Here is a 22,117-nt window from a genome sequence, read left to right as displayed (position 1 = left end):
TCACTTCCCTTCCGCGGACGCCGCAAGCGCCTCGAACAGACCCACTTCGCCGGCGCGCTTGCGCACGATATCGGCAAGCGGCACCTCGGCGAACGGCATGGTGCGCAGCTTGAGCTGCGCGTCGCACACCTTCTTGCCGGCCGACGTGATCTTCGTCTTGGTCACGGCATAGCCCGATCCGTCATGCTCCAGCACGGCCTCGATGTCGAGTACCGCGTCGGGCTCGACGAAGGTGCGCATCTTGGCCCCGTCGACGCTCATCAGGAAGGGCATGGCGGCAAAATCGGACGCCGCCAGCACGAGGAAGCCGGAGGCCTGCGCCATCGTCTCGATGAGCAGCACGCCCGGAACGAGCGGCATGCCGGGGAAATGGCCTTCGAAGACCGGGCTTTTGGACGGTACGACCGAGCGGGCAGAAAGCACGCGGCGCGCGCCGTCGACGGCCTCGACCCGGTCGATCATCTGGAAATATTCAAGCAGCATCGGGTTCATGCCTCCGGCGGGTTCCGGAAAATCGAAAGGCCTGCCGTAACGGCAGGCCGAAAGCCGCGCGCACCGGGATCGTCCGGACGGGCCGCCGGGCGGCGGCCGGGGCGCCGCGTGTCAGGCCTTGGCAGCCCGCAGTTCGTCGATCTTGGCGCAAAGGTTCTTCAGGACGAAATACTCTTCCGTCGCGACCTTGCCTTCGTTGACTTCCTGCGTCCACTGTTCCAGCGGGATCTTGATGCCGAATTCCTTGTCGATCGCGAAGACGATGTCGAGGAAATCGAGGCTGTCGATGCCGAGATCATCGATCGTGTGGCTTTCCGGCGTGATCGTCTCGCGATCGATCTCGCTGGTTTCAGCAATGATGTCGGCAACCTTGTCGAATGTAGCAGTCACGCCCATACCTCATGAATCTATAGTCGGGCGATCCTATATGGAAAACCGACGCGATTGCCAATGGGGTTGATGAGGGACCTGCATTGTCGGCGCGGCTGTGTTGCGTGCGCAACAGGACCGCAACCGCCGGTCAGACCGCCACCGAATGCCGCCCGCGCCCGCTCGCAAGATGCGCGTCGAAGACCGCCGCCACCGTGCGGGCGAAGGGCCGGCCCGCCGGCGTAAGGCAGAAACGCTCGCCTTCGATATGCGCAAGGCCGTCCCTGTCACCCGCGACGAAAGCGCGGGCCTCCGCCCGGACCGGGCCGGCAAAGGCAGGATGGCGCGCGGCAAGGTCGGCGAAGGAGAAGCCGAAATCGCACATGATGCGCTCGATGACGAAGGCGCGCGCCCGGTCCTCCTCCGTCAGCGCGTAGCCGCGCACCACCGCAAGCCCGCCCTCCTCCACCCGGCGCAGGTACTCGCCCGTCGCCGGCATGTTCTGGAGGTAGCCCTGCGGCAACTGGCCGATGGCCGAGGCGCCGAGCCCGATCAGCGCATCGGCCCGGTCGTCCGTATAGCCCTGGAAGTTGCGGCGCAGCGTGCCGTTCCGCGCGGCGACGGCCAGCTTGTCGGCCGGCAGCGCGAAATGGTCGATGCCGATCGCCTCGTAGCCGGCGGCGACCAGCATCTCGCCGGCCATCGTCATCTGGGCGAAGCGCTCGACGATGCCGGGCAGCACCTTCTCGTCGATCATCGTCTGGTGCTTCTTCATCCACGGCACATGGGCATAGCCGAAGAGCGCGATGCGGTCCGGCCGCAGCGAGAGCACGGCGCGCACGGTCTCGGCCAGCGTCTCCGCCGTCTGGTGCGGCAGGCCGTAGAGGACGTCGCAATTGACCGAGCGCACGCCTCTTTCCCGCGCCGCCTCCACCACGCCGCGCGTCTGCTCGAAGGTCTGGATGCGGTTGATCGCTTTCTGCACCGTCGGGTCGAAATCCTGGATGCCGAGGCTGGCGCGCGTCATGCCGATGGCGGCGAGCGCGTCGTGCCGCGCCTCGTCGAGGTCGTTCGGGTCCATCTCCACCGAAATCTCGGCATCGGGCGAGAACGCGAAGTTATGGTCGAGACAGCTCTTGAGCAGCCGCATGTCGTTCGGCCGCACGAGCGTCGGCGAGCCGCCGCCGAAATGCAGCGCCGTCACGGGCGCCGCCTGCGAGACGCGCGCGCCGACGGCGGCGATCTCGGCATGAAGCCCCTTCAGATAGGCCTCCACCGGCTCGTAGCGCAGCGTATGCTTGGTGTGGCAGGCGCAGAACCAGCAGAGCCGGTCGCAATAGGGGATATGGGCATAGAGCGACAGGCGGTTGCGCGGGCCCAGGGCGGAAAGCCACCCGGCATAGGCGTCCGGCCCTATCCCTTCGTCGAAGTGCGGCGCGGTCGGATAGCTGGTATAGCGCGGCACCGGCGACGAAAGGCGTTCCACGAGTGCGTCCTGCATGGTCGATCTCCTTGTTCGCAAGCGAAATAAACCACCGGATGCGTCCGCCATTTGATTTTGATCAAGTGAAAGCCGCAAGAGCTGCGTTAGGATTTGACAATAGTCAGGAAGCGCTATTTTGCCGCGAGGCGACCCGCTTTAAGTTCTTGTCAGCGTGCGGTAGCACGGCGTCATGTGTCGCCGTCCTCCGGGCGAAAGGAAAAACGAGATGGAAGTTCGCCGCCAGGATATCCACAATTCCGAGATTCCGCTCGTCTGCCGTGCCTGCGAGGCCCGGCACGGCGGCGTGTGCGGTGCGCTGACGGCCGAGCAGCTCGTCGAGCTCAACAGGCATTCCTCCCGCCATCGCCTGGAAACCGGCGCCGAGGTGATCGGCCAGGGCGAGACGGTGGTGAACTATTCCAACATCATGCGCGGCGTCGTGAAGCTGACGAAGGTGATGGCGGACGGCCGCCAGCAGATCGTCGGCCTGCAGTTCGCGCCCGATTTCCTCGGGCGGCCGTTCCTCGAAGAAAGCGCCATCACCGCCGAGGCGGCGACCGACAGCGAGGTCTGCAACTTCCCGCGCCATGTGCTCGACCGGCTGGTCAAGAGGACACCGGAGCTGGAGCACAAGCTGCACCGCCAGGCGCTCAAGGAGCTGGACGAGGCGCGCGACTGGATGCTGACCCTCGGCCGCAAGACGGCGCAGGAGAAGGTCGCAAGCTTCCTCTACCTCATCGCCACCCATATCGACCCGGAAAGCGTCGACCAGTCCTCCTTCGACCTGCCGCTCTCGCGCGCCGATATCGCCGATTTCCTCGGGCTGACGATCGAGACCGTCAGCCGGCAGTTCACCAAGCTGCGCAAGGAGAACGTCATCCGCATCGAGAACAACCGCCATGTCAGCGTTCCCGACATGGACCGGCTGATGCGCTACGCCAGCACCGACTAGGACCGGTCAGCGGGAGATGACGACCTTCGTGTTCGACAGCCCGTAGCGGTTCGCCATCTGGAAGAAGGTGGCGGCGTTCTCCGGATGCAGGCGCACGCAGCCGTGCGAGGCCGGACGGCCGAGACGGCGCGTGTCGAAGGTCGCGTGCACCGCATAGCCGCCGTTGAAGAAGATGGCATAGGGCATCGGCGCGTTGTCGTATTTGCGCGAACGGTGGTTGCGCGAGGCCCATTTCGCCTTCCAGCTCCCCGTCGGCGTGCCGTAGCCCTTGCGGCCCGTCGAAACGTGCCAGCGGTATTTCACGATGCCGTTCTCCTTCACCACCATGGTCTGCGAAGAAAGACTGACCTGGGCGACAAGGCTGGCGGCCGATGCCGTTTCCGCCTGGAACGCGCCAAGAAGCAATGCGGCTGCCGCCGCAATCAACACACGCATGACTTCCCCTCTACTTCGTTCGGGCACGGCTTGAGCGCCGTGTCCCAGTGCGAGACAGAGTATAGACGTTTCAACCTTCCGCAATATTGACGGCCCGGCGAAAAGAAAACGAAGTTAAGCGTAAAATTTTAAGGGTTGCTCCCGCCGCGGCTCAAAGGACGGCAAGGAGCGCCAGTATCAGCACCGCCCCGGCAAGGAACGCGCAGGCGCCGGAGAAGACCTTCAGCGAAAGGTCGATATCGGCGACCGTCGCCACGGTGCGCCCGCTCGCGTTCATCATCGGCTCGTCGACGCGCGCGCCGCCATAGATGCGCGGGCCCGCAAGGCCGATGCCGAGCGCGCCGGCCATCGCCGCCTCCGGCCAGCCGGAATTGGGCGAGCGGTGGAGCCCCGCATCGCGCAGCGCCGTGCCGACGGCCGCCCGCGCCGCCGCCCGGCCCTTCGCGGCCCGGGCGCCGGCGGCGATGAAGGGGATGGAAAGGCGTGCGGCCGGCCAGTTGGCAAGGTCGTCGAGGCGCGCGGAAGCCCAGCCGAAATCGAGATATTTCTCGTTCTTGTGGCCGACCATGGAATCGGCCGTGTTGAGCATCTTGTAGGCAAAAAGGCCCGGCAGGCCGAGGAGCGCATACCAGAGGGCCGGCGCGACGACGCCGTCGGAAAAGTTCTCCGCAAGGCTCTCGATGCCGGCGCGGCAGACGGCGGGCTCGTCGAGCGTCGCGGGGTCGCGCCCGACGATCATCGACACGGCCTGCCGCCCGCCCTCGATGCCGCCCTGCTTGAGGCCATCGGAAACGGCGCGCACATGGTCGTGCAGGCTCTTCTGGGCCAGGAAGACGGCGACGATAACCGCTTCGAGGAGGGCACCGGCAAGGCCGAGCGAGGCGAGCAGCCGGTGGGCGAGGAAACCGACGAAGAGGCTTGCGGCGAGCAGCACGGCGATGGCCGCCGCACCGTTGAAGCGCCGGCTCTCGGCTGAAAGGCGCCGGTCGTTGAAGAGCCGGTCCATGAGGCCGATGGCGCGGCCGAACAGCACCACCGGATGCGGCACGCGCCGCCAGAGCGCATCCGGGTCGCCGACGACGCGGTCCAGCACGAGTGCGAGGAAGAGGATGAAGAACGCTTCCGCCATGGTTCAGCCCGTCGCCCCGGCCAGCGCCGCCGAGAGCCGTGCATCGCCCGCCTCGTCCGGCGCAAGGCCGAAGCGCAGCCAGCGCCGGTTATAGTCGAAGGGCCTGACGAGGATGTGGCGGCGGCAGAGCGATTCGTGGAGCACTGCCGCGTCTTCATGCTCGACCAGCGAGAAGAGGCCCGTGCCGCCGGCAATCCTCAGGCCCGCCGCCGAAAGAGCGGCATCGAGTCCCGCCTTGCGCGCCTCGATCGCGCGGCGGATGGCATCGGTATCGGAGGCCATCAGCCCGGTCGCGACGGCCAGCGCCGGCCCGGAGACGGCCCAGGGGCCCAGCCAGTCCTCAAGGCGCTCCAGCACACCGGCAGGGCCGATGGCGAAACCGAGGCGCAGGCCCGCAAGGCCGAAGAACTTGCCGAAGGAACGGAAGACGAGAAGCCCCGGCATGACCTTCCCCGCCAGCGGCGCGATGCACGCCTCCGGCCGCATGTCGCCGAAGGCCTCGTCGACGAGGAGAAGCCCGCCACTCGCCGCCATGCGGGCATGGAGATCGATGAGGGTTTCGCGCGAGAAAAGCCGGCCGTCCGGGTTGTTGGGATTGACGACGACGGCAAGGCCGTGGGCGTCGGTCACGTCATCGAGGCTTGCCACGCAATCCACCAGCACGCCGGCATTGCCGAGCACCCGGGCATATTCGCCGTAGGTCGGCGAGAGCACGGCGACGCGCCGGCCCGCCGGAACGAGGCGCGGCAGGAGCTGGATGACGGACTGCGTGCCGGGCACCGGCAGCGGCAGGGCCTGTGGCGTGCCGTAGTAGCGGGCAGCGGCGGCGCGGGTCTCGTCCTGCCGGTGCCGGTCCGGCAGGCGATGCCAGGCGGCAGCGTCGATTTCGGGAAGCGCGGCCGGATTGGGATTGATGCCCGTGGAAAGGTCCAGCCAGTCCTCCGGCCGGCCGCCGAAGCGCGCGGCGGCGGCGGCGATGCCCCCGCCATGGGCGATGCGCGGCGCGCTCATGCCCCCTCCGGCGCAAGGTCGATGAGATGCATGTAGGACCCGCCGACCGTGCCGCGGCGAAGGCCGGCCTCGCCGAGGTTCTCGCCCGTTGCATCCGTGACGGAGAAGAGCCGTTCGGCCGCCCCCTCCTCCACGACGGTGGAATAGTGGAACTCGTGCGCCGTCATGGCCCCGGAGAAACCGGAGCCGGCGAGCGGCGTGACGCAGCGATAGCCGAGATGGCGGCGGCGCTCGGCAAAGCTGGTGACGAGCGGCAGGAGGCCGAGCATTTCGTAGCGGGAACCGTCCGCGGCGACCAACGCTTCCCCCAGAGTCATGTAGCCCCCGCATTCGCCGTAGATGCGCGCCCCCCGGCCCGCCGCTTCCCGCATGCCTTGGCGGAAACGGCCGGCATTGGCAAGGGCGGGCCCGTGCAGCTCGGGATAGCCGCCGGGCAGATAGACCGCATCGGCATCGGCCGCGGGCGCCTCGTCGGCAAGCGGCGAGAAGAAGGAAAGGCTCGCCCCCGCCCCTTGCCAGCCCGCAAGCAGGTGCTCGTAGAGGAAGGCGAAGGCCCGGTCCCGCGCAATCGCGATGCGCTGGCCGAGCGGCGGCAGGCGCGAGACGGAAGGCGCCGCGGGCAGCATCCGGTGCATGGCGGCGACGTCGGTGAGCCGCGCAAGGTCGCAGCAGCGCGTGACGACATCGGCCGCATGGGCGATGAAGGTTTCGAGCGCGGCATGCTCGCCGGCCTGCACGAGGCCGAGGTGGCGCTCCGGCAAGGCGAGCGCCGGATCGCTGCGCAGCACGCCGAAGATGGTGATGCCCGCCGCCTCCAGCGCGCCGCGCAGCATGGCCTCGTGCCGGGCGCTGCCGACCTTGTTGAGGATGACGCCCGCCACATGGATATCGCGGCGGAAATCCCGGTAGCCCTGCGCGAGCGCGGCGACGGACTGCGACATGCGCGAGCAATCGACCACCATCACCACCGGAAGGCCGAGCAGCGCGGCAAGGTCTGCCGGCGCACCGGTGCCGTCGGCGGCCGCATCGAAGAGGCCCATCATCGCCTCGACCAGCAGGAAATCGCCCGCCTCCGCCTGCATCGCGGCATTGGCGCGGATGAGCTCCGGCCGCATCGCCCAGGGATCGTAATTGAGGCAGGCCCCGCGGCTTGCAGCCGCGTGAAAGGCGGGATCGATATAATCCGGCCCGGCCTTGCCGGAAACGAGGCGGAGGCCCGCATTGGCAAGCGCGCGCGCCAGCCCGAGCGTCACCGTCGTCTTGCCGGAGCCGGACGCGGGCGCGGCGATGAGCAATCCGCTCATGCCGGGTCCTTCATCTCGCGCGCGCCGAACGGGTCGGGCGAGAGCCTGCGACCCTCCTTCAAGGCGCCGATCCAGTCGAGCGAGGCGCGAAGGCGCACCACCTCGCCGACGACCACGATGGCCGGCGGCTCGATGCCGGCGGCTTCGACATCCGCCTCGGCGCGCGAAAGCGTCGTCTCCAGCACCTGCTGGCCGGCCGTCGCCGCATTGCAGACGAAGGCGACGGGCTCGTCCGGCGAGCGGCCGCCGGCAATGAGGTTCGCGGCGATCTGGCCGATATGCTTCATCGCCATGTACATGACGATGACCGGCGAGCCCCTGGCGATGCCCTCCCAGTCGATGCGGTCCGGCACCAGGCCGGAGGAATCGTGGCCGGTGAGGAAGGTCACGGCATGGTTGACCTCGCGGTGCGTCACCGGAATGCCGGCATAGGCAAGCCCGCCGATGCCGGCCGTGATGCCCGGCACGATGCGGAAGGGAACGCCGTGCTCGATCAGCGTCAGCGCCTCCTCCCCGCCCCGCCCGAAGACGAAGGGATCGCCGCCCTTGAGGCGCAGCACCCGGTGCCCGGCGCGCGCCAGCTCGACAAGCCGCAGCGAGATGTCGCGCTGCTTGTGCGAGGGCTTTCCGCCGCGCTTTCCCGCAAATTCGAGGAGGGCGCCGGGACGGGCGAGCGACAGGCACTCGGCATTGACCAGCGCGTCATGCACGACGACGTCGGCCTGCTGGAGGGCGTTGGCGGCATGCAGCGTCAGGAGGCCCGGATCGCCCGGCCCCGCGCCGACCAGCCAGACGCTGCCCTTTTCCATGGGCGGAAGAGCGGAAAACAGGCCCTGCATCAGGCGCCTCCCCGGCTTGAATCGATGAATGAGGAAGGCGAATCGCTTTCCAAGGAAAGAGGCGCAAGCCCCTGAAAGGATTCCGCAATCGCCACGGTGGCGCGGGCGGATTTCGTCTTTTCCACGACAAGGCGCGCATGCGCCCCGGCCTTGGCGAGCGCCGCCGCCTCGGCGACCCCGTGACAGCCGGCATGGGCGAAGACGACGGCGGAGGGATTGGCAAGCCGCGGCGTCTCGGCCTCGAGGCGGTCGGCCGGGAAGGTCACCAGCGGCACGGCGAAATGGCGGGCAACGGCATGCATCGCCGGCTCGTCGGCCCGCACGTCGAGCGTCGCGACGAAGGCGACGTCCTCGGGGCGATCGACGACGGAGCGGGCGAGATCGACAAGCTCGGCGGGCGGCGTTCCCCGCTCGCAGCCGAGGCCGACGACGAGGAAGCGTCGGGCATCCATGGGGGTGGCTTCAGCGTGCATGGCCGTCTTTCCGCAAAATTCCCGCGAAGGGCCCATGCCTTTCCGACAGTTCCGGATATGGCCCCTCTGGGTCGGCCGCACCGGACACCGCTCGGCCCGCTCGGGGCACCGTCGCTTTCCTCTTAGTACCGGAGCGGCGAAGGCCGGTCAAACCGGATTGCGGCATGAAGCGCGCGGGATGCGGCAGGGCCATGGGATACGGGCGGCTTTGCATTTCCCTGCGCAGTCTGACAGAACGCAGGCGACCGTCCTCGTTTTCCCCGAGTCCCGCCTTGGCCGACATCGCCCTTCACGTCCTCGTCTTCCTGTTCCTTGCCGCCTTCCTTGCCGGCTTCATCGATTCCATCGCCGGCGGCGGGGGGATGATCACCATTCCCGCCATGCTGCTCGCCGGCATTCCGCCGCTGGAGACGCTGGGCACGAACAAGCTGCAGTCCCTCTTCGGCTCCAGTTCGGCGACGATCGCCTATGCCCGCGCCGGCCATGTACGCCTTGCCGAGCAATTGCCGATGGCCGCGCTTTCCGCGCTCGGCGGGGCTTTCGGCGCGCTCCTGGCGACCGTGGTGCCGGGCGACGTGCTGAAGGCGATCCTGCCGTTCCTGCTCGTCGCCATCGCGCTCTATTTCGGGCTGAAGCCGAATATCGGCGACATCGACAAGCACCGGCGGCTGAGCGTCTTCCTCTTCACCGTCACGGTCGTGCCGCTGATCGGCTTCTACGACGGCGTGTTCGGCCCGGGCACCGGCTCGTTCTTCATGCTGGCCTTCGTGACGCTCGCCGGCTTCGGCGTGCTGAAGGCGACGGCGCACACCAAGCTCCTCAATTTCGGCTCCAATGTCGGCGCCTTCGCCGTGTTCCTGTCCTACGGCGTCATCCTGTGGAAGGTCGGCCTCGTCATGGGCGCGGGCCAGTTCCTCGGCGCGCAGGCCGGCTCGCGCGTGGCGATGCGAAGCGGCGCGAAGATCATCAAGCCGCTGCTGGTCGTCACCTCCATCGCCCTCGCCATCCGCCTGATGGCCGACCCGAGCCATCCGCTGCGGGTGTGGCTGGGGTGGTGAGAGGCGGAAGTTGCCCCTCACCTGCCTGCCGGCATCCTCTCCCCGCAAGCGGGGCGAGGAACGATGGGCGCACCGTTTTCCTCCTTCTCCCCGTTTACGGGGAGAAGGTCCCGGCAGGGGGATGAGGGGCAAATTCCCTCAATACTCCACGCCCTGCTGCGCCTTGATCCCCGAGCGGAACGGATGCTTCAGCAGTTCCATCTCGGTCGCAAGGTCGGCGATCTCGATCAGCTCTTCCTTGGCGTTGCGGCCCGTCAGCACGACATGGGTCATCGCCGGCTTCTCGGTCTTCAGGAAGTCGATGACCGCGTTCACGTCGAGATAGTCGTAGCGCAGCGCGATGTTGATCTCGTCGAGCAGCACCATGGAGTTGCGGGGGTCGCGGATCAGTTCCTTCGCCTTCTCCCAGGCTTTTTCCGCCATCGCGACGTCGCGGGCGCGGTCCTGCGTTTCCCAGGTAAAACCCTCGCCGAGCGTGTAGAACTGGCAGATGTCGGAGAAATGCGCCTCGATCAGCTCGCGCTCGCCCGTCACCATCGCACCCTTGATGAACTGCACGACGGCGCAGGGCATCTTGTGGGCGATGTGGCGGAAGATCATGCCGAAGCCGGCGGTCGACTTGCCCTTGCCCTTGCCGGTGTGGACGATGATCAGGCCCTTCTCGTCCGTCTTCGTCGCCATGATCTTTTCGCGGGCGTTCTTCTTCTTCGCCATCTTCTCGGCATGGCGGGCAAGCTCGGCTTCGCTCATGCCGACGGTCTCGTCGTGGTGGTCTGTCATGTCAACCTTCCCGTTTCGGCAGGTCGTCCTCGCAATGCAGCCAGGAGACCCGCTCGTTCCAAAATCCGTGCTGGGTGATCGTTATGCCCGACGCGTCGTCGAGCGTGGCGACGTAGAGATCGACGATGCCGGGCCGCTTGTCGGTCTCGTAGCTCATCGGCGAGCCGCAATTGCCGCAGAAGCCGCGCCGCACGCCCGGCGACGACGCGTAGTGCCGCAGCGTCCCGCCCGTAAACGCCAGGTCGCTCGCGGCCACGCAGAAGAAGGTGGTGACCGGCGAGGACGTGGCGCGCCGGCAGCTCTCGCAATGGCAATGGCCCGTGCTGATGACGGCGCCGGAGACGGTGTATGTCAGCGCGCGGCAGAGGCAGCGCCCGGTAAGGTTCGTCACGATGCCCTCCTCCTGCCCAGCAGGTCGAGCTCGAAGCGCGCGGAGTTGGAGCGCGGCGTCCAGAGACCCCGGTCGATCGCCTCGGAAAAGCGCGCCGCCATCTCGGCGAGCGCCGCCGGGTTCTTGTCCATCAGGAAATCGCGCACGCGCTCGTCGAGCACGTAGGCCTGATAGGCGGCCTCGAAATGATGGTCCTTCACGGCGCCGGTCGTCGCGGCGAAGGCGAACATGAAGTCGACCGTCGCGGCGATCTCGAAGGCGCCCTTGTAGCCGTGGCGCATGACGCCGTCGATCCATTTCGGGTTGACGACGCGGGCGCGCACCACGCGGCCGATCTCGTCCTCCAGCGTGCGCACCACCGGCCGTTCCGGCCGGGAGAGGTCGTTGTGGTAGACGGTCGGCTGCTTGCCGGAGAGATGCTCGACGGCCGCCGCCATGCCCCCCTCGAACTGGTAGTATTCGTCGCTGTCGAGCAGGTCGTGCTCGCGGCTGTCCTGGTTCTGCACGACGGCCTGAAGGCTCTTCATGCGCGCCTCCAGCCGCTCGCGCATCGGCACGCCGTCGCCTGTCCCGTCATAGGCATGCGCGCCCCAGGCGAGCCATGCCTCGGCAATATCGCCCCGGTCAGTCCACAGGCCCTCGTCCATCATGGTCTGGAGGCCTGCGCCGTAACCACCGGATTGCGCGCCGAAGATGCGGAAGCCCGCCTGCCGCGCGGCCTCGTCGTCGGACGCGCCCTTTTGCATCAGCGCGGCCGCCTCGGCCCGCATGCGCGCGGCGATGGGATTGTCCGCATCGTCCTCCTCCAGCGCGCCGACGGCCCTGACGGCGCGGTCGAAGAGCGCGATCTGCTCGGGGAAGGCATCGCGGAAGAAGCCGGAAATGCGCAGGGTCACGTCCACGCGCGGATGGCGCAGCATCGCCGCCGGGATGATCTCGAAGCCGGTGACGCGGCGCGACGCCATGTCCCAGGTCGGCTTGACGCCGATCAGCGCCATGGCCTGCGCAATGTCGTCGCCGCCCGTGCGCATGTTGGAGGTGCCCCAGGCGGTGATGCCGAACGAGGTCGGCCATTCGCCGTGGTCCTGCGCGTAGCGGGTGACGAGCAGCTCGGCCGATTTGCGCCCGAGCTCCCAGGCGGCCGGCGTCGGCACGGCGCGGCTGTCGACGGAATAGAAGTTGCGGCCGGTCGGCAGCACGTCCGGCCGCCCGCGCGTCGGCGCGCCGGAGGGGCCGGGCTCGACGAAGCGGCCGTCGAGACCCGTCATCAGCGCCGTAATCTCCGCGGGGCCGCAGGCGGCGATGGCCGGGCGGATCGTCGTCTCGATCGCGTCGAGCACCGCGCGGGTGGCATGCCACTCGTCCGGGCACGCGACCGTTCTCTCCACCAGCCCGGCGGCCAGAAGCTCGATGCGCTCCACGGTGTCGCCCTTGCTGCGCCAGGGGGCGTCGGACTGCTCCGCGAGGATCTGCGGGCGCGGGCCGTTCCACGGGTCGGAGGGGATGCAATCGAGGGGGTCGAAGGCAGCGGGCGGGATACCCCCCTCTGCCCTGCCGGGCATCTCCCCCTCAGGGGGGGAGATTGGCTGGAAGCCCGCTCCTTTTTCCGCAGCGACGCTTGAGTTCGGGGAAGCCATCTCTCCATCGATCTCCCCCCTTGAGGGGGAGATGGCCGGCAGGCCAGAGGGGGGTGTTTCCGCACCAAACGCATCCGCCGCAATCGCCCGCTGCAGGCTCGCCTCGCCGCCCTCGCCGAGCCCGCGCGGCACGCGGGCGAGCGCCACGGTGAGGTCGGTCAAAAGCCGCCCCTCGGGCGAGACGCCGAAGACGTGCAGGCCGTCGCGGATCTGCATTTCCTTGAGGTCGCAGAGATAGGCGTCGAGCTTCTGCAGTGCCGTCTCCTCGCCGTCCGAGGTCGCGATGCCGGCGTCGCGGTCGAGGCCGATGTCGCGCACGAGGTCGAGGATCTGCCTCGTCAGCAGCTTGATGCGCCGCGGATCACCGCCCGAGGCGTCATAATATTCATCGACGAGGGCTTCGAGGTCCTTGAGCGGGCCATAAGTCTCCGCGCGCGTGAGCGGCGGTGTCAGATGGTCGATGATGACGGCGGCCGAGCGGCGCTTCGCTTGGGTGCCCTCGCCCGGATCGTTGACAATGAAGGGATAGAGATGCGGCACCGGGCCGAGCACGGCTTCCGGATAACAGGCTTCCGACAGCGCCAGCGCCTTGCCCGGCAGCCATTCGAGATTGCCGTGCTTGCCCATATGCACGATGGCGTGCGCGCCGTAGCTCTGCCGGAGGAAAGCGTAGAAGGCGAGATAGCCGTGCGGCGGCACGAGGTCCGGCGAATGATACGTCTCCTTCGGATCGATATTGTAGCCGCGCGCCGGCTGGATGCCGACCAGCGTTTCGCCGAAGCGGGCGAGCGGCAGCGCGAAGACGTCGCCGATGACGAAGGGATCGGCCTCCGGCGCACCCCAGCGGGCCGTCATCCCGGATTGAATCGATTCCGGAAGCGCGGCGAAGAAGGCCTTGTAATCCTTGAGCGAAAGCGTCTCGCGGATCTCGCGCCCGTCATTCGCCGCATTGGTCGGGCCCGCCATGAGGTGGGCGATCAGCGCGTCGCCGTCCGCCGGCAGGTCCGAGACTGCGTAGCCTGCCGCCGCCATGGCGCGCAGCACCTCCAGCGTGCCGACGGGCGTATCGAGGCCGACGCCGTTGCCGAGCCGGCCGTCGCGGTTCGGATAGTTGGCCATGACGAGGGCGACGCGGCGCTCCGCGGGCGTCGCGCGCCGGAGCCGCGCCCAGCCGGCGGCAAGGCGCGCGGTAAAGCGGATGCGGTCCTCGACGGGATCGAGGCTGACGATATTGGCCTCGACGCCATCGTCGTAGCGCGCGGCGGCCTTGAAGGAGACGGCACGGGAAAGCACCCGGCCGTCGACCTCCGGAAGCGACACGTTCATGCCGAGGTCGCGTGCCGTCAGCCCCTGCCCCGAGGCCTCCCAGGCCGCGCGCGAGGAGCCGGAGAAAACGACCTGCAGCACCGGCGCGCCGGTCTCGTCCAGCACGGTCGGCTTGCGGTCCGCGCCGGGGGCGGAGACGGCGAAGCTCGTGGCGTTCAGCACCACCTCCGGCCGTATTTCGGTAAAGGCGGCGCGCACCGTCTCGACGGAGACGGGCTCCTTGAGGCTGGAGACGAAGAGCGGCAGCGCACGCACGCCCTCGGCGGCCAGCGCCTCGATCAGCATTTCGACGGGGCGCGTCTCACCGCTCTGGACATAGGCGCGGTAGAAGCAGATGGCGGCGGCGGGGGCGTTACCCCCCTCTGGCCTGCCGGCCATCTCCCCCTCAAGGGGGGAGATTGGCTGGGAGCCTGCGCTTCCTATCTCAGTGACGTCTGAGTTCGGGGAAACCATCCCTCCATCGATCTCCCCCCTTGAGGGGGAGATGGCCGGCAGGCCAGAGGGGGGTATGCCACCCGCCAACGCCCGCCACGTCGCGGCATCCACCACGCCCCGTCCCGGCCACCAGATGCCGGCCTTGTCCAGCGGGGTCGCGGGCTCCGGCTTCTCGCCGCCGGAAACCAACGCGTCGGCATAGGCGAGGAAGCGGCCGGCATTGTCCGCGCCGCCCTCGGTGAGATAGGCCCAGAGGTTCGCGCGGTCTGCCTCGTCGATCCGGTTGAAGGGGATGAGCCCCTCGTCCGGCCGGTCGTCGCCGGGCAGCGCCACGAGCCGGATGCCGTTCGCCACGGCCGTCGCCAGCAGCGCCTCCAGCACGTAGCGGAAATAGCTCGCGCCGCCGAGGGCGCGGATGACGATGAGCTTTGCGTGCCGCGCCGTGCGCTCGACATAGGTATCGACCGACATGGGATGCGAGAGCGTGGCAAGGCTTGCAAGGCGAAGGCGCGTGTTTCCGCCCCGCGCGCGGTGCGCGGCGGCAACCGAGGCCAGCTCCGTGTCGGCGGCGGAAAGGAAGAGGACGTCGCCGGGCGTCTGGCCGAGGTCGATCGCCTCCCTGCCGTCGGCGATGGTGCCCTTCTGCGCTAGGAGGAGATGCATGCGGCGCCTCCTTCCTGCGGGTGTGCCGTGGGGGTGGATCCTCGGGTCGAGCCCGAGGATGACGGAGAGGAGGAGAAGTGACGGAACCTATCGACCGATGCGGCATGCAAAACCGACGCTTCTGCCGGCAACCAGCCCTCCCCGCCGTCATCCTCGGGCTTGACCCGAGGATCCACCGGCGCGGCACGCCGCGCCTGAAACACCGGAGAGGGAGACCGCCGCATGCTCACCTCGATCACACCGCCGCGGCGATGGCGGCGCGCACGGCCTGTTCGTCCATGTCGTGCAGGCCGATGACGACGAGGCGGGTGCCGCGGGTCTCGGCGGGCGCCCAGGCGCGCTCGAAATAGTGGTCGATGCGGCTGCCGACGGCCTGGATGAGCAGGCGCAGCGGCTTGCCGGGCACATCGGCGAAGCCCTTGAGACGCAGCACGTCGTGCTCGGCGATCACGCCCTTGAGGCGCTCGACGAAGGCGGCCGGATCGGCGACGGCCGGCAGGTCGACGACGAAGCTGTCGAACTCGTCGTGGTCGTGCTCCTCGCCGTTCTCGTGCTCCAGCTCGTGGTGCGACTTGCGGTTGGCGATGTCGTCCTCCGAGCCGACGCCGAGGCCGAGCAGGATGGCGGCGGCGACCTCGCCGTTCCTCGCCTCGATCATCGAGGGCTTGCGGGCGATGCGGGAGGCGACCTCCTCACGAACCGTCCTCACCCCCTCGGCATCGAGAAGGTCCGTCTTGTTGAGCACGATGAGGTCGGCGGCGGTGAGCTGGTCCTCGAAAAGCTCCTCCAGCGGGCTTTCGTGGTCGAGGTTCTCGTCCTCGACGCGCAGCGCATCGACCTTGTCGTGGTCGTCGGCGAAGCGGCCGGCGGCGACGGCGGCGCTGTCGACCACCGTGATGACGCCGTCCACCGTCACCTGCGTCTTGATCTCCGGCCAGTTGAAGGCGGCGACGAGCGGCTGCGGCAGGGCAAGGCCCGACGTCTCGATGACGATGTGGTCCGGACGGTTCTCGCGCTCAAGGAGCTTCGCCATGGTGGGGATGAAATCGTCGGCGACGGTGCAGCAGATGCAGCCGTTGGTGAGCTCGATGATGTCGTCCTCGGTGCAGGCCTCCGCGCCGCAGCCCTTCAGCACGTCGCCGTCGACGCCGAGGTCGCCGAACTCGTTGATGATGAGCGCGATGCGTTTTCCGCCGGCATTCTGCAGGAGGTTGCGGATCATCGTCGTCTTGCCCGCGCCGAGGAAGCCGGTGATGACGGTGGCGGGGATCTTCTGTTGCAGCATGGCTCAACCCTTCATTTTCAGCGGCAGTCCGGCCGCGACAAGATAGACTTCGGATGCGATGGCGGCCACCTGCTGGTGCAGCCGCCCGGCATGGTCGCGGAATTCGCGCGCCATGCGGTTTTCCGGCACGATGCCGAGGCCGACCTCGTTCGAGACGAGGACGAGGCGGCCGGGCGCGGCGTTAATGGCGGCAAGGAGGCCGGTGAATTCGGCGGCGATGTCCCGCTCCTCCAGCATGAGGTTGGTGAGCCAGAGCGTGAGGCAGTCGACGAGCACGGCCCTGTCCGCGCGCGCGACGGCGGCGATGCGGTCGGCGAGCGCGACAGGCTCCTCATGGGTGACCCAGCCGAGGCCGCGGTCCTCCCGGTGGCGGGCGATGCGCTCGCGCATCTCCTCGTCCCACGCCCGGCCGGTCGCGATGTAATGGCGCTCGAGGCCGCTCTCGCCGACCAGCCGTTCGGAAAAGGAGGACTTGCCGGAGCGCGCGCCGCCCAGGACGAGCACGGCGGAAGACGGGGAATGGGCCATTGCGGCCAGCTCAGGCAGGCATGGCGCGCGCTATGCGGCCGGAAAAGAATCTCGGTATCGCCATGACAACCTCCGTGCTGGCAACGGGGAATCCTCCCCAGGTCGGGCGACATGCCCTTTGCCGGATGGCAGGTCTCCTGGCTCGCAGCGTCGGGTGCAAGGCACCGGCGGAACGGTCTCGCCTTCCCGGAGGCAATTGCGAAGGGTGGACGATTCGTAGAAAAAGAGGCGTCCGGCCCCGGCTCATCGCATTGCCGTCCAGTGGCTTTTCCGAAGGCCGGACATGCGCCCGGCTTCCGGATGATCGTCCCTCGCCACTCTACAGTCGCGGGGTCGGCCGTGATTGCGGCGCCCGGCTTGGGTCCACCGTGTCACGTTCCCATTTATTCCCGAACCGGCTGCCGGCCCGGGAACCATCCTATTGCCGGATGATTATGCGCCCCGCCCGGCCAAGTCAATCGACCGGGAGCGCCATCGGCTGTGCCGTCGCCGCCCCGTCAGGCGGGCGCTCGCAGATGGAGTTCGGTGAGTGCCACCTGCCCCTTCTCCCCGGCGGGGAGAAGGTCGCGGCAGCGGGATGAGGGGGAGCCGCAGGCGAATACAGCACGCTTGCCCCCTCATCCGACCCTTCGGGCCACCTTTGTAACTTGTAACTTCCCTTTGCCCGGGATTGGCGTTGTACTGCCGATTGCGGTGGCGGATGAGAGACCGCAGCACCTTTGGGACACCAAGCCCGTGGGAGAGCCTGGGTCTTCATCCGCCGTTCCATCGAACCCGAACAGTCGCCAGGGCCGCTCGCGCATGCGAAGCCCGCTTAGGCAAGGATGGGACAGGATGGACGTGATCGTTGGCATTGATGTTTCGAAGGACCGGCTGGATGTGCATGTTCTTCCGGCCGGTGACAGTTTCCTTGTCGGCAACGACCATGCCGGCGTGGATGGACTGATCACCCGGCTGCGAGAGGCAAAGGCCGATGTCGTGGCGCTGGAAGCGACCGGCGGTTACGAGATGCTTGCGGCTGCGGGCCTGTCATCGGCCGGCCTTGCCGTTGTCGTGGTCAATCCGGCGCAGGTTCGTTCCTATGCCAATGCGCTGGGCAAACGTGCCAAGACCGACCCGATCGACGCGGCGGTGATCGCAGCCTTCGTGGCGGCGACGAAACCGGATATCCGGCCGTTGCGCGATGAGGAGAGTGAAGCCTTCTCGGCCATCGTGTCGCGCCGCCGCCAGATCGTGCAGATGATCACGGCGGAAGAGAACCGGGCGCGGATGGCGCAGACGAAGGAGACACAGAAGAGCATCAAGCGCCTGCTTGCCGCGCTCCGGCACGAACTTGCAAGCCTGGACGACGAGCTCGACGGCCGTATTCGCAAGTCGCCCTTGTGGCGGGTGCGCGAGGCGCTTCTGACGTCTGTGCCGGGTGTCGGGCCGACCACCGCCCGCACGCTGATTGCCGAGATGCCCGAGCTCGGCACGCTCGATCGGCGCCAGATCGCCTCACTGGCGGGGATCGCGCCGTTCACGCGGCAATCGGGCAAATGGCGAGGCAGGAGCTTCATCGGCGGCGGTCGCGGCAAGGTGCGCGCCGTGCTCTTCATGGCCGCCCTCGTGGCGTCCCGTCACAACCCGGTCCTCAAGGCTTTCCGCGACAGGCTCGTGGCTGCCGGCAAGCCGAAGATCGTCGCCATCGTCGCGACAATGCGAAAACTCCTCACCATCCTCAACGCAATCATTCGCGACGGTAAACCATGGAAAAACGCTTGACCACAAAGACAGTCGCTCTCCCCGCAAGCGGGGCGAAGGGAGATGTGGCAAGGCCCTCATTTTCATCAGCGCTGTTGGATGTAGCGGAAAACGAAGCGTCCTGCCTCCTTCGCCCCGCTTGCGGGGAGAAGGTCGCGGCAGCGGGATGAGGGGCAGCCTCCCCCTAGATAATCAGATTCGCCAGAATCTCGTTCTCCGTGATGTCCTGGTAGCGCATCCCAGCCGCATCGAAGGCCTTCTTCAAGGCCGCGAAATTCTCCGGTGCCTTCGTTTCGATGCCGATCAGGATGGAGCCGAAGTTGCGGGCGGATTTCTTCAGGTATTCGAAGCGGGCGATGTCGTCGTCCGGGCCGAGCATGTTGAGGAAGTCCTTCAGCGCGCCGGGGCGCTGGGCAAGGCGCAGGATGAAGTATTTCTTCAGCCCCGCATGGCGCATCGCCCGCTCCTTGACGTCCGGCAGGCGCTCGAAGTCGAAATTGCCGCCGGAGACGACGGCGACCACCGTCTTGCCCTCCAGCCCCTCGCGGCCGAGCGCTTCCAGCGCCGTCAGCGACAGCGCGCCGGCCGGCTCCAGCACCACGCCCTCGACATTCAGCATCTCGACCATGGTCACGCAGATCGCGTTTTCCGACAGCAGCATCACCTGGTCGGCGGAAAAGCGGCTGAGGGCGGCAAAATTCAGCGCGCCGATCTCGCCGACCGCCGCGCCGTCGACGAAATTGTCGACCTGGTCGAGCGTCACCACGGCACCGCTCTCAAGGCTCCGCTTGAGGCTCGGCGCGCCGGCGGGCTCGCAGAAGAGGAAGCTCGACGGGCCGACCATGCCGTCGAGATAGCCGGTGACGCCGGAGGCGAGCCCCCCGCCCCCGACCGGCAGGACGACGAGATCCGGCAGCCTGCCGTCAAGCTGGGCGACGATCTCCGCCGCCACCGTCGCCTGCCCCTCAATGATATCCGCATGGTCGAAGGGCGGCACCATCAGCGCGCCGGTCTCCGCCGCATGGTCGCGGGCGGCCTTGTAGCACTGGTCGAAGAAGTCGCCGACGAGCCTGATCGTCACGAACTCGCCGCCGAAGATGCGCGTCTTGTCGATCTTCTGCTGCGGCGTCGTCACCGGCATGAAGACGACGCCCGGCACGCCGAAATGGCGGCAGACGAAGGCAAAGCCCTGCGCATGGTTACCGGCCGAGGCGCAGACGAAGCTGCGCGCGCCGTCGTCCCTCGCCAGCACCTTGCGGAAGAAATTGAAGGCGCCCCGGATCTTGTAGGAGCGCACCGGCGAAAGGTCTTCGCGCTTCAGGTAGATATCCGCGCCGTAGCGGGCGGAAAGATGCTCGTTGAGCTGGAGCGGTGTTTCGGGAAAGAGCCCGCGCAGGGCCTCGCAGGCCGCGTCTACGTCCGGTTTCATGCCGTTCGTGCCATCCTTGAGTTTGATCGATGCAAAGGCTATAGCATCGAGCCGGGACGTGGGCAGCGGTTTTCGGCAAAATCGATGCGAAAAACAACAGGCTGCCTATCGCTGAGACGGACACCAGCCGCCATTGAGGACGACCTTCCTTGAACGCGACGATCTTCCGCTCCGCCATCAACATCGCCGCCATCGCGGGCATCTATCTTTCGCTGGCCATGCTCGTCCCGGCGTTCATCGACGTCTACTACGGGCATCCGGATTCGGAGATCTTCTTCCTCTCGGCCTTCGTGACGGGCGGGCTCTCGCTTGCGACGGCCGCCGCCACGCGCGCCGGCCCGCCGCCGTTCAACAAGCGGATGGGCTTCCTCGTCGTCAACATGCTGTGGCTTTCCGCCTGCGTCATCGGCGCCATTCCGCTGTGGCTCTCCTCGCTGAAGCTCACCTTCGCGCAGGCCTTCTTCGAATCGGTCTCGGCGATCAGCACCACGGGCTCCACGGTGATCGTCGGCCTCGACCAGGCGCCGCCCGGCGTCCTGATGTGGCGCTCGCTGCTCCACTGGCTCGGCGGCGTCGGGATCCTTGCGCTCGGCCTCTTCATCATGCCGTATCTGCGCGTCGGCGGCATGTCGTTCTTCAAGCTGGAATCCTCCGATACCGCCGACAAGCCGTTCGCCCGCATCGCCAGCTATACGCGCGCCTTCCTCGCCATCTACGTGGCGATCACCCTTCTTTGCGCCGTCGTCTACGCCATGCTCGGCATGAGCCGCTTCGATGCGCTGAACCATGCCATGTCGACGGTCGCCACCGGCGGGCTTTCCACGCACGACGCCTCCTTCGGCTATTACAAGAGCCTGCCGCTGCTGTGGGCAGGCACGTTCTTCATGACGCTCAGCAGCCTGCCCTTCTCGGTCTTGATCCTCTTCGTCGTCCGCCGCCGGCTCGATGCCTGGCGCGACCCGCAGATCCGCGTCTTCCTCGGCTATCTCGTGCTCTTCTCCGTCGCGGCAAGCGTGTTCATGCGCCTGCACAACGGCGTCGATTTCCACCAGGCGCTGGCCCATTCCTTCTTCACCGTCTCCTCCATCCTCTCCACGACCGGCTTTGCCAGCGACGACTATACCCAATGGGGCCATTTCATCGTGGCGCTCGCCTTCGTCGCCACCTTCATGGGCGGCTGCTCGGGCTCGACGGCGGGCGGCCTGAAAGCCTACCGCCTCATCATTCTCTTCAACTTCATCCGCACGGGCCTCTACCGCCTCATCTATCCCGACGGCATCCATGCGGTGCGCTACGGGCCGATGACGGTGGATGCCGATCTCCAGCGCAGCGTCTTCCTCTTCTTCATCACCTATGTCGCCATCTCGGCCATGGGCGCCATCCTGCTCGGCCTGATGGGCTACGACGTGCTGACGGCCTTCTCCGCGGCCGCCACCTCGCTTTCCAACGTCGGGCCCGGCGTCACCGACACGATCGGCCCGGCCGGCACCTTCGCGGGTTTCCACGATGCGGCGCTCTATCTCCTCTCCTTCCTGATGCTGCTCGGCCGTCTCGAAATCCTCACCGTCCTCGTCATCCTGACGCCGCTCTTCTGGAAGGGCTGACCCGACCGTCCTTGACTGTTGTCACGCTTCTTCGCATCCTGCCGCCCATCCGGCTGGAGGAAGACTGAATGTTGGTGCCGAAGTTCCTGTTGCGCTTGACCTTTATCGCCGCGCTCACGCCGGCGTTCGCGCTTGCCGGCCCGCTCGCCGATGCGGCGAAGAAGGCGGAGGAACAGGCGGCGGCGGGCGATACGGTCGGCGCGCACGACACGATCCGCGATGCCTACGGCGCCTTCGCCGCCACGCTCCCCTTCTCCATCGGCAAGTCCGTCTTCGTTTCCGCGCCGCCGCAGGGCTACGGCATGTATGCGGCGCGGCCGGATGCGACCTTCAAGCCGGGCGAGGCGCTGATCTCCTATGTCGAGCCGGTGGGCCTCACCTGGCGGCCGGCCGATGGCGGACTGCTGGAATCCCACTTCACCGTCGACCTCGAACTCATGGATGCCAAGGGCACCAGGCTTGCCGAGCAGAAGGCCTTCGGCTCCTTCGACTTCAAGGGCAGCGTGCGCAACCAGGAGGTCTTCGCCAAGCTGACGCTGAACCTGACGAGCCCGCCGGCCGGCGACTACGTGCTGCGCTACCGTTTCCGCGACAGCGCGAGCGGCGCCGTCGCCATCAGCGAGCAGCCCTTCAAGATCGCGCCCTGATCCCTCCCCGGCCCGTTTACCGCGTGCCAAGAGAATTGTGACAAGCCGAAAATCAAGGCTTTTCACCGGCGGGACGCTCAATTATGACAGCCGCATGACAAGCC

At 67.5% G+C, this 22,117-nt stretch carries 20 protein-coding genes and 1 riboswitch; of the genes, 5 read left to right on the top strand and 15 right to left on the bottom strand.

Annotation, left to right across the window (positions count from 1 at the left end; genetic code table 11):
* From ACZ5TO_RS06555 to hemN, 3 genes are all read right to left on the bottom strand, one after another.
* The gene (locus tag ACZ5TO_RS06555) at window positions 1-483 is read right to left on the bottom strand and encodes a 3-hydroxyacyl-ACP dehydratase FabZ family protein (protein ID WP_464799951.1); all 483 of its coding nucleotides are present in this window, start codon (window positions 481-483) and stop codon (window positions 1-3) included.
* 120 nt (window positions 484-603) lie between these two features.
* Window positions 604-888, bottom strand: coding sequence for an acyl carrier protein (locus ACZ5TO_RS06550; RefSeq protein WP_134650064.1), 285 nt, complete (start codon window positions 886-888; stop codon window positions 604-606).
* 124 nt (window positions 889-1,012) lie between these two features.
* Complete coding sequence (gene hemN, locus ACZ5TO_RS06545) at window positions 1,013-2,362, bottom strand: oxygen-independent coproporphyrinogen III oxidase (protein WP_464799950.1); 1,350 nt, start codon at window positions 2,360-2,362, stop codon at window positions 1,013-1,015.
* 208 nt (window positions 2,363-2,570) lie between these two features.
* Here hemN and ACZ5TO_RS06540 point away from each other — a divergent pair, with 208 nt between their 5' ends.
* Window positions 2,571-3,296 (top strand): Crp/Fnr family transcriptional regulator, encoded by a 726-nt coding sequence (locus tag ACZ5TO_RS06540; RefSeq protein ID WP_184139798.1) that lies wholly within the window; start codon window positions 2,571-2,573, stop codon window positions 3,294-3,296.
* Between the two features lie 6 nt (window positions 3,297-3,302).
* Here ACZ5TO_RS06540 and ACZ5TO_RS06535 read toward each other — a convergent pair whose 3' ends face one another.
* The 6 genes from ACZ5TO_RS06535 to ACZ5TO_RS06510 form a co-directional block, all read right to left on the bottom strand.
* The gene (locus ACZ5TO_RS06535) at window positions 3,303-3,731 is read right to left on the bottom strand and encodes a L,D-transpeptidase (RefSeq protein WP_464799949.1); all 429 of its coding nucleotides are present in this window, start codon (window positions 3,729-3,731) and stop codon (window positions 3,303-3,305) included.
* 151 nt (window positions 3,732-3,882) lie between these two features.
* Complete coding sequence (gene cbiB / locus ACZ5TO_RS06530; protein ID WP_464799948.1) at window positions 3,883-4,860, bottom strand: adenosylcobinamide-phosphate synthase CbiB; 978 nt, start codon at window positions 4,858-4,860, stop codon at window positions 3,883-3,885.
* Window positions 4,861-4,863: 3 nt separating this feature from the next.
* Complete coding sequence (cobD, locus tag ACZ5TO_RS06525; protein ID WP_464799947.1) at window positions 4,864-5,871, bottom strand: threonine-phosphate decarboxylase CobD; 1,008 nt, start codon at window positions 5,869-5,871, stop codon at window positions 4,864-4,866.
* On the bottom strand, window positions 5,868-7,175 hold the full coding sequence (locus ACZ5TO_RS06520; RefSeq protein WP_464799946.1) for a cobyrinate a,c-diamide synthase: 1,308 nt from the start codon (window positions 7,173-7,175) through the stop codon (window positions 5,868-5,870). The genes cobD and ACZ5TO_RS06520 overlap by 4 nt, the downstream gene beginning before the upstream one ends.
* A complete protein-coding gene (gene cobA, locus ACZ5TO_RS06515; RefSeq protein WP_464799945.1) occupies window positions 7,172-8,014 on the bottom strand; it encodes a uroporphyrinogen-III C-methyltransferase in 843 nt (280 codons plus the stop codon). Before cobA ends, ACZ5TO_RS06520 begins: the two co-directional genes overlap by 4 nt.
* Window positions 8,014-8,487, bottom strand: a complete 474-nt coding sequence (locus ACZ5TO_RS06510; protein WP_464799944.1) for a cobalamin biosynthesis protein — start codon at window positions 8,485-8,487, stop codon at window positions 8,014-8,016. Before ACZ5TO_RS06510 ends, cobA begins: the two co-directional genes overlap by 1 nt.
* 272 nt (window positions 8,488-8,759) lie before the next feature.
* Here ACZ5TO_RS06510 and ACZ5TO_RS06505 point away from each other — a divergent pair, with 272 nt between their 5' ends.
* Window positions 8,760-9,545 (top strand): TSUP family transporter, encoded by a 786-nt coding sequence (locus ACZ5TO_RS06505; protein WP_464799943.1) that lies wholly within the window; start codon window positions 8,760-8,762, stop codon window positions 9,543-9,545.
* Between the two features lie 138 nt (window positions 9,546-9,683).
* On the opposite strand, the gene cobO is transcribed toward ACZ5TO_RS06505, so the two are convergent.
* From cobO to cobU, 5 genes are all read right to left on the bottom strand, one after another.
* The gene (gene cobO, locus ACZ5TO_RS06500; RefSeq protein WP_464799942.1) at window positions 9,684-10,325 is read right to left on the bottom strand and encodes a cob(I)yrinic acid a,c-diamide adenosyltransferase; all 642 of its coding nucleotides are present in this window, start codon (window positions 10,323-10,325) and stop codon (window positions 9,684-9,686) included.
* A 1-nt stretch (window position 10,326) separates the two neighbouring features.
* Window positions 10,327-10,716, bottom strand: coding sequence for a GFA family protein (locus ACZ5TO_RS06495; RefSeq protein ID WP_464799941.1), 390 nt, complete (start codon window positions 10,714-10,716; stop codon window positions 10,327-10,329).
* Window positions 10,713-14,777 carry a cobaltochelatase subunit CobN gene (gene cobN / locus ACZ5TO_RS06490; protein ID WP_464799940.1) on the bottom strand — a complete coding sequence of 1,355 codons (4,065 nt, stop codon included), beginning with the start codon at window positions 14,775-14,777 and terminating at the stop codon, window positions 10,713-10,715. Before cobN ends, ACZ5TO_RS06495 begins: the two co-directional genes overlap by 4 nt.
* A gap of 235 nt (window positions 14,778-15,012) precedes the next feature.
* Window positions 15,013-16,062, bottom strand: coding sequence for a cobalamin biosynthesis protein CobW (gene cobW / locus ACZ5TO_RS06485; RefSeq protein WP_464799939.1), 1,050 nt, complete (start codon window positions 16,060-16,062; stop codon window positions 15,013-15,015).
* A gap of 3 nt (window positions 16,063-16,065) precedes the next feature.
* The gene (gene cobU / locus ACZ5TO_RS06480) at window positions 16,066-16,590 is read right to left on the bottom strand and encodes a bifunctional adenosylcobinamide kinase/adenosylcobinamide-phosphate guanylyltransferase (RefSeq protein WP_464799938.1); all 525 of its coding nucleotides are present in this window, start codon (window positions 16,588-16,590) and stop codon (window positions 16,066-16,068) included.
* 110 nt (window positions 16,591-16,700) lie between these two features.
* Window positions 16,701-17,023: riboswitch (cobalamin riboswitch) on the bottom strand.
* Between the two features lie 401 nt (window positions 17,024-17,424).
* On the opposite strand from cobU, the gene ACZ5TO_RS06475 reads away from it, so the two are divergent.
* Entirely contained in the window at window positions 17,425-18,354 is a 930-nt protein-coding gene (locus ACZ5TO_RS06475) for an IS110 family RNA-guided transposase (RefSeq protein WP_464798050.1), read from the top strand.
* A gap of 163 nt (window positions 18,355-18,517) precedes the next feature.
* On the opposite strand, the gene ilvA is transcribed toward ACZ5TO_RS06475, so the two are convergent.
* The gene (ilvA, locus tag ACZ5TO_RS06470) at window positions 18,518-19,762 is read right to left on the bottom strand and encodes a threonine ammonia-lyase (protein ID WP_464799937.1); all 1,245 of its coding nucleotides are present in this window, start codon (window positions 19,760-19,762) and stop codon (window positions 18,518-18,520) included.
* A gap of 149 nt (window positions 19,763-19,911) precedes the next feature.
* Between ilvA and ACZ5TO_RS06465 the strand changes: the two genes are divergently transcribed.
* A complete protein-coding gene (locus ACZ5TO_RS06465; RefSeq protein ID WP_184142125.1) occupies window positions 19,912-21,366 on the top strand; it encodes a TrkH family potassium uptake protein in 1,455 nt (484 codons plus the stop codon).
* Window positions 21,367-21,440: 74 nt separating this feature from the next.
* Window positions 21,441-22,013, top strand: a complete 573-nt coding sequence (locus ACZ5TO_RS06460; protein ID WP_464800341.1) for a hypothetical protein — start codon at window positions 21,441-21,443, stop codon at window positions 22,011-22,013.
* Window positions 22,014-22,117: the final 104 nt, after the last annotated feature.

Source organism: Shinella sp. Sh6, from assembly GCF_055392685.1.
The sequence above is the reverse complement of the archived record's forward strand: the minus strand, read 5'-3'. Positions and strand labels throughout refer to the sequence as shown.

Excerpts from the sequence above, each read along its gene's own strand:
- ACZ5TO_RS06555 (WP_464799951.1), bottom strand. The coding sequence starts at position 483 with ATGCTGCTTGAATATTTCCAGATGATCGACCGGGTCGAGGCCGTCGAC.
- ACZ5TO_RS06550 (WP_134650064.1), bottom strand. The coding sequence starts at position 888 with ATGGGCGTGACTGCTACATTCGACAAGGTTGCCGACATCATTGCTGAA.
- hemN (WP_464799950.1), bottom strand. The coding sequence starts at position 2,362 with ATGCAGGACGCACTCGTGGAACGCCTTTCGTCGCCGGTGCCGCGCTAT.
- ACZ5TO_RS06540 (WP_184139798.1), top strand. The coding sequence starts at position 2,571 with ATGGAAGTTCGCCGCCAGGATATCCACAATTCCGAGATTCCGCTCGTC.
- ACZ5TO_RS06535 (WP_464799949.1), bottom strand. The coding sequence starts at position 3,731 with ATGCGTGTGTTGATTGCGGCGGCAGCCGCATTGCTTCTTGGCGCGTTC.
- cbiB (WP_464799948.1), bottom strand. The coding sequence starts at position 4,860 with ATGGCGGAAGCGTTCTTCATCCTCTTCCTCGCACTCGTGCTGGACCGC.
- cobD (WP_464799947.1), bottom strand. The coding sequence starts at position 5,871 with ATGAGCGCGCCGCGCATCGCCCATGGCGGGGGCATCGCCGCCGCCGCC.
- ACZ5TO_RS06520 (WP_464799946.1), bottom strand. The coding sequence starts at position 7,175 with ATGAGCGGATTGCTCATCGCCGCGCCCGCGTCCGGCTCCGGCAAGACG.
- cobA (WP_464799945.1), bottom strand. The coding sequence starts at position 8,014 with ATGCAGGGCCTGTTTTCCGCTCTTCCGCCCATGGAAAAGGGCAGCGTC.
- ACZ5TO_RS06510 (WP_464799944.1), bottom strand. The coding sequence starts at position 8,487 with ATGCACGCTGAAGCCACCCCCATGGATGCCCGACGCTTCCTCGTCGTC.
- cobO (WP_464799942.1), bottom strand. The coding sequence starts at position 10,325 with ATGACAGACCACCACGACGAGACCGTCGGCATGAGCGAAGCCGAGCTT.
- cobN (WP_464799940.1), bottom strand. The coding sequence starts at position 14,777 with ATGCATCTCCTCCTAGCGCAGAAGGGCACCATCGCCGACGGCAGGGAG.
- cobW (WP_464799939.1), bottom strand. The coding sequence starts at position 16,062 with ATGCTGCAACAGAAGATCCCCGCCACCGTCATCACCGGCTTCCTCGGC.
- cobU (WP_464799938.1), bottom strand. The coding sequence starts at position 16,590 with ATGGCCCATTCCCCGTCTTCCGCCGTGCTCGTCCTGGGCGGCGCGCGC.
- ACZ5TO_RS06475 (WP_464798050.1), top strand. The coding sequence starts at position 17,425 with ATGGACGTGATCGTTGGCATTGATGTTTCGAAGGACCGGCTGGATGTG.
- ilvA (WP_464799937.1), bottom strand. The coding sequence starts at position 19,762 with ATGAAACCGGACGTAGACGCGGCCTGCGAGGCCCTGCGCGGGCTCTTT.